This is a genomic window from Bradyrhizobium sp. Ce-3, assembly GCF_022835695.1.
Lineage (GTDB): Bacteria > Pseudomonadota > Alphaproteobacteria > Rhizobiales > Xanthobacteraceae > Bradyrhizobium.
Genome location: NZ_BQUV01000001.1, coordinates 1,332,415 through 1,343,412 on the forward strand (window position 1 = coordinate 1,332,415; position 10,998 = coordinate 1,343,412).

The 10,998-nt window shown below is 65.0% G+C and carries 9 protein-coding genes; 6 read left to right on the forward strand and 3 right to left on the reverse strand.

Translation table 11 applies throughout. The annotated features are described in order from the left end of the window. Positions 1 to 79 precede the first annotated feature (79 nt). From BRSPCE3_RS06030 to BRSPCE3_RS06040, 3 genes are all read right to left on the reverse strand, one after another. Entirely contained in the window at positions 80 to 619 is a 540-nt protein-coding gene (locus BRSPCE3_RS06030) for a PRC-barrel domain-containing protein (RefSeq protein ID WP_244064858.1), read from the reverse strand. A 53-nt stretch (positions 620 to 672) separates the two neighbouring features. Further along, the gene (locus tag BRSPCE3_RS06035) at positions 673 to 2,874 is read right to left on the reverse strand and encodes an amylo-alpha-1,6-glucosidase (protein ID WP_244064859.1); all 2,202 of its coding nucleotides are present in this window, start codon (positions 2,872 to 2,874) and stop codon (positions 673 to 675) included. An 84-nt stretch (positions 2,875 to 2,958) separates the two neighbouring features. Continuing rightward, the gene (locus BRSPCE3_RS06040) at positions 2,959 to 4,722 is read right to left on the reverse strand and encodes an ABC transporter ATP-binding protein (protein ID WP_244064861.1); all 1,764 of its coding nucleotides are present in this window, start codon (positions 4,720 to 4,722) and stop codon (positions 2,959 to 2,961) included. 317 nt (positions 4,723 to 5,039) lie between these two features. Between BRSPCE3_RS06040 and BRSPCE3_RS06045 the strand changes: the two genes are divergently transcribed. From BRSPCE3_RS06045 to BRSPCE3_RS06070, 6 genes are all read left to right on the forward strand, one after another. Then, positions 5,040 to 6,107: a glycosyltransferase family 4 protein gene (locus BRSPCE3_RS06045; RefSeq protein ID WP_244064863.1), complete on the forward strand. Its 1,068-nt coding sequence runs from the start codon at positions 5,040 to 5,042 to the stop codon at positions 6,105 to 6,107. A gap of 293 nt (positions 6,108 to 6,400) precedes the next feature. After that, positions 6,401 to 7,651 carry an ABC transporter substrate-binding protein gene (locus tag BRSPCE3_RS06050; protein ID WP_244064865.1) on the forward strand — a complete coding sequence of 417 codons (1,251 nt, stop codon included), beginning with the start codon at positions 6,401 to 6,403 and terminating at the stop codon, positions 7,649 to 7,651. A 16-nt stretch (positions 7,652 to 7,667) separates the two neighbouring features. Then, on the forward strand, positions 7,668 to 8,537 hold the full coding sequence (locus BRSPCE3_RS06055) for a branched-chain amino acid ABC transporter permease (protein WP_244064867.1): 870 nt from the start codon (positions 7,668 to 7,670) through the stop codon (positions 8,535 to 8,537). After that, positions 8,537 to 9,523, forward strand: a complete 987-nt coding sequence (locus BRSPCE3_RS06060; protein ID WP_244064869.1) for a branched-chain amino acid ABC transporter permease — start codon at positions 8,537 to 8,539, stop codon at positions 9,521 to 9,523. Before BRSPCE3_RS06055 ends, BRSPCE3_RS06060 begins: the two co-directional genes overlap by 1 nt. 10 nt (positions 9,524 to 9,533) lie before the next feature. Further along, positions 9,534 to 10,283, forward strand: a complete 750-nt coding sequence (locus BRSPCE3_RS06065) for an ABC transporter ATP-binding protein (RefSeq protein ID WP_244064871.1) — start codon at positions 9,534 to 9,536, stop codon at positions 10,281 to 10,283. Next, positions 10,276 to 10,980 (forward strand): ABC transporter ATP-binding protein, encoded by a 705-nt coding sequence (locus tag BRSPCE3_RS06070; protein WP_244064873.1) that lies wholly within the window; start codon positions 10,276 to 10,278, stop codon positions 10,978 to 10,980. Before BRSPCE3_RS06065 ends, BRSPCE3_RS06070 begins: the two co-directional genes overlap by 8 nt. The last annotated feature ends 18 nt before the right edge of the window (positions 10,981 to 10,998 follow it).

Genomic DNA, 10,998 nt, shown 5'->3' on the forward strand with positions numbered 1-10,998 from the left:
GCCGCCGGCTGATCGCTCGCCACGATCGTCGCCAACCGTCTCGAAGGAAGAGTTCGGACGCGCGACCAGCTTGAGCCCCCTAATGTTCGTAATCCCATGGGTGGAGATTGCCGGCCGCGCCGAGCACGATCAGCGGCGTATCTTCCTTGTATTCCGGCGCAGCGCTCACCTGCTGCTTGTTCAGGTCCAGCGTGATGCTGTCGCTCTTGCTGGAAACGCCGGCGAAACGCAGCGCGTTCCAATCGACCACGATCTTGCGGCTGCCGACGCCGAGGAAGCCGCCGAAATCGATCACCGCCGCACGAACCTTGCCGTCGCGGTCGACGATGACGTCGACGATGCGGCCCATGTCCTCATTGGCGGAACTGCGAACGTCGCGGCCGAGAATGCCGTGCGCATCGCGCGCGCCGATCACCGTCACCGAGGGAGGTGGCGACGGCTCCTTGGCCTGCTCCTTCGGTGCCGCGGGGGCCGCTGGCGGTGCAGGAACTGCTGGCGGCGCCTGCGCTGCTGCCGGCGGCGAAGGTGTCGGTGACGGCGATTCATCCTCGGCGGCGCGAACGCCAGCGCATGTCAGCAGCACCGCTGCGGCCAGCAAACCCAATATCCTCGAACGCATCTTACTACTCTCCCCACGATTTGCCGGCGCACGCGCCCGCCGCGCGACGACGTTCAATGCGTCAGCACGATCGACACCTGGATCTGGCCGCGCGTGCGCAGCACTTCGAGCGACACCTCGTCGCCGTGGCGGCGCAGCCGCAGATCGACGCTCGACGCACCGAGCCTGAGGTCGCGCAGCACCACGTCGTTGAGGAATTCCGGCAGGCGCGGATCGCGCAAGCGGATCTCGCCGCGCGCGATGTCGAACTCGAGGCCAAGCGCGGCCTCCAGCAGCGTGAACGGCGTCGCACTCGCCCAGGCCTGCGGCGCGCAGGCCACCGGATAGAGCACCGGGCCGCGCCGGCGCTCGCGGCGGAAGCCGCAGAACAGCTCCGGCAGCCGCCGCAGCTCCATGTAGCTCGCGGCATCGAACAGGCCCTTGAACAGATGCGCGACCGAATGCTTGAGGCCGTAACGGGCCAATCCAAGCGCGATCAGCGCATTGTCGTGCGGCCAGATCGAGCCGTCGTGATAGGACATCGGATTGTAGCGCGCCTCGCCCGCGGCGACGGTGCGGATGCCCCAGCCCGAGAAGAATTTCTGGCTGATCAGATCGGCCGCGACCCGGCGCGCGCGATCCTCCCGCACGATGCCGGAAAACAAGGTCTGTCCGGCATTCGACGTGCGCACCTTGCACGGCTGCTTGGCGCCGTCGAGCGCGAGCGCATAGGTGCCGAGTTCCTCGCACCAGAATGCGTCCTCGAAGCGCTCGCGCAGCCGCTCGGCCTCGGCTTCGAGCTTGAGGGCCTTGTCCGCCAGGCCGAGCTGGCGCGCCGCGCGCGCGACAAGCCGCTTGCCGGCGAACACATAGCCCTGCACTTCCGCCAGCGCGATATTGCCCTCGGCAAGCGTTCCGTCGGCGTGGAAGATGGCGTCGAAGGAATCCTTCCAGCCTTGATTGCGAAGGCCTTCCTCGGTGGCGCGCTGGTACTCGATGAAGCCGTCGCGATCGGGATCGCCCGGACCGTCGATCCATTGCAATCCGGCCTCGACCGCCGGCCACAGTTCGCGCAACGTCGCCACATCGCCGGTACGCTCCAGATAGAGCCCGGCGAGCAGCACGAACAACGGGGTCGAATCGACGCTGCCGTAGTAATGCGCGAACGGCACCTCGCGCAGTGCGGCCATCTCGCCGCCGCGCATCTCGTGCAGGATCTTGCCCGGCGCCGCATCGGACAGCGGATCGACCGCCTTGGCCTGGAACAGCGCCAGCCGCTTCAGCACGCCCTTGGCGATCCGCGGATCGACCCACAGCATCTGCAGCGCGGTGATCAGCCCGTCGCGGCCGAATGTGGTCGAATACCAGGGAATGCCGGCATAGGGATAGCGGCCCTGCGGCGTCTCCGTCATCAGCATGTTGAGGTCGGCCATCGCCTGGCAAAGCACCTCGTTGAAGATGTTGTTCGAGGTCTCGATCGAGGCCGCGCCGGCCGACGAATTCCGCATCTCGCGGCGGTGCGCCAATAGTCCTCGGAAGAACGGCACCGGCTTCTGCATGATCGGCTTGTTGCAGGACACCGCGACGAACAGCGAGGTGACCCGCCCGGGCTCGAGTTCGAAATGATAGGTCGCCGCGTTGACCGACAGCCGCGTCGGCCGAGGATCGAAATGGAGCGCGGTGATCCGTGTCTGCTCGTCGAGGCCGCAATATTCCAGCACGACGTCGGTCGGGCCGAGCAGCTTGCTGGAGCCGATGCCGCGGCGCGGCCGGCGCTCGCCGCGCACCTCGAACAGGTCGGCGAAGTCGTTGTCGAACAGCAGCGTGAGGTCGAAACTCGCGGCATGATCGCCGTGGTTCTGCAGGCCGATGCGCTGATAGGCGGTGCCGCGCCACAGGAAGATCGAGCGGACGATGTGCAGCGTGTCCTTCTGCAAGGTCAGCCGGCCGTCGCGATAGACGTCGGAATTGGTGAGATCGACCGTCAGCGCCGAATTGTCGTCGCGCATGTTGGAGCCGAGCAGCAGCGGCTGCACGTCCTCCAGCACCATCTCCAGCCGCGCCAGGTAGCGCGTGTCGGCATTGAACAGGCCGTCCGGCCCGCCGGCCGAGGCGCCGATGTCGCCATGGCTGTCGAGCACGATGAAGGTGTCGTCATGCTTGAGCGAGCGCCGCGGCCGAGCCGCGGGCCCGGTCATCGGAATGTAGAACGGCTGTTCGGCGACGTGCTCAGTGATGCGAGCAGTGATGATCTGCGTAACGACGTCAGCTGCCATCTGAACCTCTGGCGACTTTGCTTGGCTCGACTCTCGGCTCGTAGGAACGCACCGGAACGCAAGGACACGCTTGAGGACGCGGGGTCAGGCCGCGCTGGTGGAAAGGCGACCCATCTCGCGCGCGACCAGGTCGCGGTAGGGACCTCTTCCCTTCACGAGGATATCGGGCGGACCGTCCTCGACGATCCGGCCGCCCTGCAGCACGATCACGCGATCGAAGCTGCGCAGCGTCGCGAGCCGGTGCGCGATCGCAACCACCGTACGCCCGCGCATCAGCCGCGACAACGCCTCGCGGATCGCCTCCTCGGAATCCGCATCGAGCGCCGCGGTGGCCTCGTCGAGCAGCAAGATCGGCGCATCCTTCAAGAAGGCGCGCGCGATCGCGATGCGCTGGCGCTGGCCGCCGGAGACCTTGATGCCGCGATCGCCGACGATGGTGTTCATGCCCTCGGGCAGGGTTTCGATGAAGTCGCAGCGCGCAGCGATCGCCGCCCGCAGCACCTCGTCGTCGGTGGCGTCCGGCCGTCCGTAACGGATGTTCTCCAGGATCGAACGGTGGAACAACGAGATATCCTGCGGAACCACCGAGATCGCGGCGCGCAGGCTCTGCTGGGTGACGCGCGCGATGTCCTGCCCGTCGACCGTGATGTTGCCCTGCTCGACGTCGTAGAAGCGCTGCAGAAGGGTAAACAGTGTTGACTTGCCGCCGCCGGACTGGCCGACCAGGCCGACGCGCTGGCCGGGCTGGATACGCAGGCTGAAGCGCTCGAACACCTGCAGGCCGCCGGGATAGCGGAACGAGAGATTGTTGAAGGCAATCGCCGCACCGCTCTTCACCAGCGTCTCGGCCTCCGGATGGTCCTTCAGCTCGTGCGGCTGCAACAGCGTGGCCAGCGCCTCGGTGAGGCGGGCGACATGCTGGGTGACATCGACCAGCGCAACAGCGAGATCGCGGGTGGCGCTGAGGATCGAGATGCCGAGCGTGCAGACCAGCACGACGTCGCCGGTGCTGGCCTGGCCCTGCTGCCAGAGCGAGAGCGCCCAGGCCAGCATCGCGATCGTCAGGATCACGGTCACGCCGGCGTGAACCAGGCGGAGCTTTTCCAGGTAGCGCAGGGAACGGCCGCGCGCGACGAGTTCCCGATTCACGGTCGCGTCGAAACGGTCATGCTCGTAGCCGAGGCCGCAAAACGCGCGCACCAGCGGCAGGTTGTTGATGACATCGACCATTTCGCCATCAACGGAAGCTGCCCTGTTGGCGAAGTCGTCATGCAGCGGCCGGCCGGCGGCGGCCATGCGGAACATCGCCACCACCATGGTTCCCGCGATCAGGATCAGCACTGCTGACATTGTCACGCTGACGGTTCCAACCAGGGTGATCGCGGCGAAGGTCGCGATGCATGGCGGCAACACGTTCCAGACGAACATGTTCTCGACGGTGAACACCGCGTTCGACGTTGCCGTGATCCGGCTGGTCAGCATGCCCGGCAGCCGGTCGGTGAAGTAGCTCGGCGCGTGGCCGGTGAGATGGCGGAACATGTCGCGGCGAAGATCGCCGGTGACGCTGACAAAGGTGTAGCTCGCGGTCCAGCTCGCGATCCGCCACAGGAAGTTGTCGGCTGCGATCAGCGACATGAGCAGAGCGAATGCCAGCCATACGCCGTTCGCGGCCGACGGACCGGCCGACAGCGCATCGACCAGATTCTTGACGCCGTATTGCGTGCCTACCGAGCAGGCAACTGCCGCAACGACGGCCGACAAGATCACAACATGCGACGGAAGCCGCCGGCGCAGATAGCGCAGCACAAAGGGAAACGGGCGGTGCGCATATCCTGACAGATGATCCATGACGTCCTGCAAAAGCTGTTGAAGGTGAACGAGAAAATTTTAGTCGAAGCTCTCGTGCACGATGACGTGAAGGGCGGCGGCGGGATTCCTTGATGCAGCCATCACTGCGCAACAATTTTGCAACGCTGGCGTCGGCAAAAACCTGTTGGAGCGTGATGGCATCAGCAAGACCACAGTGTGATGGAAGAAAGAACCGGGAATTCACACACCCATAAGGAACCTCGCACGTGCGAGAACGTTCCCGTCTTCGGCATGTCAGTGCCATCACAGGGCTGAGGGGTCTGGTTCATTCCACATTACAAACAGGAGACGGAGAAATGCGCATCGCGCAGGTTGCCCCGCTGACGGAGGCTGTTCCCCCCAAGCTCTACGGCGGCACCGAACGGGTCGTGCACTGGCTGACCGAAGAACTTGTAACACTTGGACATGACGTGACGTTGTTCGCCAGTGGCGATTCACAGACCTCCGCGAAGCTCGATGCGACCTGGCCGAAGGCATTGCGCCTCGACGGCTCCGTCCGCGATCCCAATGCGCTGCACATGGTGATGCTGGAGCGCGTGCGGCAGAAGGCCGACGACGACGAGTTCGACTTCCTGCACTGTCATCTCGACTATTATCCGTGGTCGCTGTTCGCGCGGCAGCCGACACCGTTCGTGACCACGCTGCACGGACGGCTCGACCTGCCGGAGCATCAGCCGGTCTTCAACACCTTCTCGAAGATCCCGGTGATCTCGATCTCCAACGCGCAGCGGCGACCGGTGCCGCAGGCGAACTGGGTGCGCACCATCCATCACGGCCTGCCGGAGAATTTGCTGACGCCGCAGCCGGCCAAGCAATCCTATCTCGCCGTTCTCGGGCGGATCGCGCCGGAGAAGGGCGTCGATCGCGCGATCAAGATCGCGACCCGTTGCGGCATCCCGCTGAAGATCGCCGCCAAGGTCGATCGCGCCGATCAGGAATATTACGACGAGTTGATCAAACCCTTGATCACCAACAATCCGCTGGTCGAGTTCATCGGCGAGATCAGCGACCGCGAGAAGCCGGACTTTCTCAGCGGCGCGATCGGACTGCTGGTTCCGATCGACTGGCCGGAGCCGTTCGGCCTCGTGATGATCGAAGCGATGGCCTGCGGCACGCCGGTCATCGCCTATAACCGCGGTTCGGTGCCGGAGATCATCGAGGACGGCCTGACCGGCTTCATCGTCGAGGACGAGATCAGCGCGATCTCCTCCGTCGGCCGGCTGTCGACGCTGAACCGCGACGCGATCCGCAAGCAGTTCGAGACCCGCTTCACCGCGCGCCGGATGGCGCTCGACTATCTCGCCGCCTATCGCAGCCTGATGGAGGCCAAGCCTCGCTTCAAGCTGGTGGCCAGCGCGGAGTAGCAGTTGCAGCGGCCGATCGAATGATCCGGCGGGCCGGCCGGCACTCTCCGTGCCGGTTCGTTGGGTCATTCGATTGTCAATAATACCATCGATCACTCCCAATGCAGCGAAGCTGCTCACACGGTGCGTCGCGCGATTGCTGCGACGCACCAGTAGCGACACGTTTCCCCAAGAGGGCGACCGATATCGCCTTTGCGAGCGCCGAATTACGTGCTCTTATGCGCCCTGCCTGAGCAAAAAATAATAAGCGAACGGACGGAGCAACCGTGCCGTGGTCGCACAGGGGGAACGCCATGACAGGGGACCGCAAGTCGTCGGCCATTAATAATGCGCCGACCAATGTCTCACCGAAGAAGCTGAACCGCCGCAAATTCCTGGTCAAAACCGGTGGCGTGCTGGCCGCCGGCGCATTCGGAGCCGTCCCGCTGCGGGGTTGGGCCGCCGATCCGATCAACATCGGCGCGCTCTATCCGACCACCGGCAGCATGGCGCAGATCGGCACAGGCTGCGTCGCCGCCGCCAAGCTCGCGGTCGACATGGTCAACGAGGCCGGCGGCATCAAGTCGCTCGGCGGCGCCAAGCTCAACCTGATCGTCTCCGACGTGCAGAGCGACACCACGGTGACGCGCACCGAGACCGACCGTCTGATATCAGGCAACAAGCTGTCGGCGATCCATGGCTGCTACGCCAGCGCGCTGACCTTGATCGCGAGCGAGGTCTGCGAGCGCGCCAAGGTTCCAATCATATCAGGGTCGAGTTCCGACCAACTCAACAAGGGCCGCACCTACACCTTCACGCCGTTCGCGCGCGCCTCGCAATTCGCCAAGGCGCAGCTGCAGATGGCCAAGCTGGTCAGCGAGCAGGCCAAGGTCGCCGTGATCTTCGAGAACACCGCGTTCGGCACCTCGACCTCGAACGGGCTGAAGGAGCTCGCGCCCGGCGAAGGCGTCGAGATCGTGATGTTCGAGCCCTACTCGGCCGGCTTCACCGATGCGAGCCCACTGATCAACAAGGTCAAGGCCTCTGGCGCCAACACGCTGTTCTCGCTGTCCTACCTCAACGACCTCATCCTGATCGTTCGCACCGTGAAGCAGGTCGGGCTCAACATCGCGATCAATGGCGGCTCCGGCGGCTTCGTGATGCCGGACTTCTACAAGAATGTCGGCAAGGCGGCCGAGGGCCTGCAGGGCGTCGCGCACTGGAACCACGACGTCAATGACGATGCGCAGAAGGTCAACGCCGAATTCAAGAAACGCACCGGCGAGTTCGCGTTCGAATATGCCGGCGGCCTGGTCGCGCAGACCTTCATGCTGGCCGACGCGCTGGAACGCGCCGCCTCCGCCGATCCCAAGAAGGTGCGCGAGGCACTCTCGACGCTCGACGTCTCCTCGGGCTATGCGGCGATGGCGCCTGGCGGCAAGGTCAAGTTCGGCCCCGACGGCAAGAACGTCTATGGCCGTCCGGTCGGCGTGCAGTGGCAGAACGCCGATCTCGCCAGCATCTTCCCCAAGGAAGACGCCCGCGCCCCGCTGATCAAGACCTGAGCCGCGGTCGCATCGCATGTGGGAGACACTGGCCCAGGCCGTGATCAACGGCCTGCTCATCGGCGGCATCTACGCGCTCGTCAGCATCGGCGTCACGCTGATCTTCGGCGTGGTCAAGATCGTCAATTTCGCCCAGGGCGAGTTCGTGATGATCGGGACGTACATCTCGTTCTTCCTCGCCACCCAGTTCGGCATCGACCCGCTGGTCTCGCTGGTGGTCTCGATGCCGGTGCTGTTCGTGGTCGGCGTCCTGATCCAGCATTTCCTGATCCGCAGGGTGCTCGGGCCAAACGACATGCCGCAGATCTTCCTGACCTTCGCGCTGTCGCTATTGCTGCTCAATCTCTCGCTGATGCTGTTCAGCGCCAACTACCGCACCGTCCACACGTCCTACTCCGATGAAGCGTGGCACATCGGCGGGCTGTACATTCCGGTGGCGAAACTGATCGCCTTCGCGGTCGCGATGGCGCTCAGCGCGCTGCTCTGGATCTTCCTGCACACCACCGATCTCGGCCGCGCTATGCGCGCGGCGTCGCAGAACCGTGATGTCGCGATGCTGATGGGGATCAATCCGAACCGCGTGTTCGCGGTCGCGTTCGGCACCGCGCTGGCACTCGCCGGTGCCGCCGGTTCACTGCTGATGCCGTTTTATTCGGCCTATCCGTTCGTCGGCCAGGTGTTCGTGCTGATGGCGTTCGTCGCGGTCGTGATGGGCACGCTCGGCAATGTGATGGGGGCTTTGATCGCGAGCCTGATGATGGGCGTGGCCGAATCGCTCGGCATCCAGTTCGTCGGCGCCGATTCCGGCCTGATCGTGGTGTTCGCGCTGCTGCTGCTGACGCTCGCCTTCAGGCCGAGCGGGCTCGGCGCCAAAAGGGGCCGCTGATGCAGAGCGCAGACAACATGAGATGGCTGTGGCTCGCGATCGGTGCGGTCGTGATGATTGCCCTGCCCCAGCTCGTCACCTCCTCATTCGCGATCGACATCTTGATCCGCATCCTGCTGTTCTCGTTCATCGGCGTCGCCTGGAACCTGATGGGCGGCTATGCCAAGCAGCTGTCGCTCGGGCACGCCGCCTATTTCGGGCTCGGCGCCTACACCTCGACCATCATGCAGGTGAACTACGGCATCTCGCCGTGGATCGGGATGGTCGCGGGCGGCGTGGTCGCGATGCTGGCAAGCCTGCCGATCGGCTGGCTGTGCTTCCGGCTGCGCGGCCCCTATTTCACCATCGCCACCATCGCGACCGCGCAGGTGTTGATGCTGATCTTCCTTAAGTTCCGCGATTTCGCCTGGGGCGCCGAAGGCACCACGATCCCGAATCTCGGCAGCGCGCCGCTGATGATGCAGTTCGAGGAGAAGTCGTCCTATTACTACGTCGTGCTCGGCCTGCTCGTGGTCGGACTGTGGATCACCCACAGAATCGAAAAGTCCTGGATCGGCTATTACCTCGTCGCGATCGGCGAGGATGAGGATGCGGCCGAGGCGATCGGCGTCAACGCGCCGAAGGTCAAGCGCGACATCTACATGATCAGCGCGTTCCTGACTGCGCTCGCCGGCACCTTCTACACCCAGTACATCTACTTCATCGATCCGGCGACCGCGTTCAGCTTCAACGTCTCGATCGAGGCGGCGCTGGTGTCGATTGTCGGCGGCATCGGCACGCTGTGGGGTCCGGTGATCGGCACCGTGCTGCTGGAGACCACCTCGGCGCTGCTGCAGAGCTGGCTCGGCAGTTCGGTGGGCGGCATCCAGCTCACGGTCTACAGCCTGATCCTGATGGCCGTCATCCTGTGGCGGCCGACCGGGCTGATCGGGTTCGCGACCGACGTCTATCACCGCTATGCCCGGCGCAAGCCGGCGCGCGCCTGAGGTCGCCACGATGGCAGAAGCACTGGTCATCAAGGGTCTCAGCAAGCGCTTCGGCGGCCTGCGCGCCGTGCAGGACGTCAGCTTCATCGTGCAGGAGAACGAGACGGTGGCGCTGATCGGGCCGAACGGCGCCGGCAAGACCACCAGCTTTCATTTGATCACGGGATTTCATCGCCCGGACTCGGGCTCGGTGCTCGCCTTCGGCCACGAGGTCGTGGGCCTCAAGCCGCACGACGTCTGCGCGCTCGGCATGGCGCGCACCTTCCAGGTGGCAAAACCGTTCGGAGCGATGACGGTGCTCGCCAATGTGATGACCGGCGCCTTCCTGCGCGACCGCCATATCGCGGCCGCCGAAAAGAAAGCGCGCGAAGCGATCGAGTTCGTCGGCCTTGCCGCCAGGGAGCAGACGCGCGCCCGCGACCTCACCACCATCGACCAGCGCCGCCTCGAGATGGCCCGCGCGCTCGCAACGCAGCCGAGGATCCTGCTGCTCGACGAGGTGATGGCCGGGCTCAACCCGGCCGAGATCGACCAGGCGGTCGCGCTGGTGAAGAAGCTTTCCGCCAGCGGCCTCACCATCGTGATCGTCGAGCATGTGATGCGCGCGATCATGGCGGTGGCCCGCCACATCGTGGTGCTCGATCACGGCCAGAAAATCGCCGAGGGAACGCCGAAGGAGATCGTGGAGAACCCGGAAGTGATCCGCGCCTATCTCGGCTCCTACGTGCATCCGCAGGCTGAGGGAGATGCCGATGCTTGAGCTCTCCGGTGTCAGCGCCAGCTACGGCTCGGTCCCCGCCATCACCGATGTCGGCATTTCCATCGGCGAAGGCGAAGCCGTCGGCCTGCTCGGTGCCAACGGCGCCGGCAAGAGCACGACGCTGCGCGCGGTCTCCGGCCTCGTCAAGCTGTTCGCAGGCAAGGTCACCTTCGACGGCGTCGACCTCGCCACGCTGCCGCCCTACCGGATCCCCGAGCTCGGCATCGCGCATGTCCCGGAAGGCCGCCAGGTGTTTCCTGACATGACGGTGCAGGAGAACCTCGAGATCGGCGCCTACACGCCAAAAGCCAAGGCGGACCGCGCCCGCACGATGGAGCTCGTCTACAGCATCTTCCCGCGGCTCGCCGACCGCAGGAAGCAGCTTGCCGGCACCATGAGCGGCGGCGAGCAGCAGATGGTCGCGGTCGGCCGCGGCCTGATGCTGAAGCCGCGCCTCTTGATGCTGGACGAACCCTCGCTCGGCCTTGCGCCCGTGATGACCGACGTCACCTTCGAGAAGATCGGCGAGATCCACAGGATGGGCACCGCGATCCTGCTGGTCGAGCAGAATGTCAGCCGCGCGCTGTCACTGGTGCAGCGCGCCTACGTGCTGGAAAGCGGCAACGTGATCATGCAGGGCTCGAGCGCCGAGCTTGCCGGCAACAAGCAGGTGCAGGCGGCGTATCTCGGGATTTGAGGCAACCCTTCGTCATTC

What these genes read in the sequence shown, in the direction of transcription:
- BRSPCE3_RS06030 (WP_244064858.1), bottom strand. Translation starts at nt 619, where the DNA reads ATGCGTTCGAGGATATTGGGTTTGCTGGCCGCAGCGGTGCTGCTGACA.
- BRSPCE3_RS06035 (WP_244064859.1), bottom strand. Translation starts at nt 2,874, where the DNA reads ATGGCAGCTGACGTCGTTACGCAGATCATCACTGCTCGCATCACTGAG.
- BRSPCE3_RS06040 (WP_244064861.1), bottom strand. Translation starts at nt 4,722, where the DNA reads ATGGATCATCTGTCAGGATATGCGCACCGCCCGTTTCCCTTTGTGCTG.
- BRSPCE3_RS06045 (WP_244064863.1), top strand. Translation starts at nt 5,040, where the DNA reads ATGCGCATCGCGCAGGTTGCCCCGCTGACGGAGGCTGTTCCCCCCAAG.
- BRSPCE3_RS06050 (WP_244064865.1), top strand. Translation starts at nt 6,401, where the DNA reads ATGACAGGGGACCGCAAGTCGTCGGCCATTAATAATGCGCCGACCAAT.
- BRSPCE3_RS06055 (WP_244064867.1), top strand. Translation starts at nt 7,668, where the DNA reads ATGTGGGAGACACTGGCCCAGGCCGTGATCAACGGCCTGCTCATCGGC.
- BRSPCE3_RS06060 (WP_244064869.1), top strand. Translation starts at nt 8,537, where the DNA reads ATGCAGAGCGCAGACAACATGAGATGGCTGTGGCTCGCGATCGGTGCG.
- BRSPCE3_RS06065 (WP_244064871.1), top strand. Translation starts at nt 9,534, where the DNA reads ATGGCAGAAGCACTGGTCATCAAGGGTCTCAGCAAGCGCTTCGGCGGC.
- BRSPCE3_RS06070 (WP_244064873.1), top strand. Translation starts at nt 10,276, where the DNA reads ATGCTTGAGCTCTCCGGTGTCAGCGCCAGCTACGGCTCGGTCCCCGCC.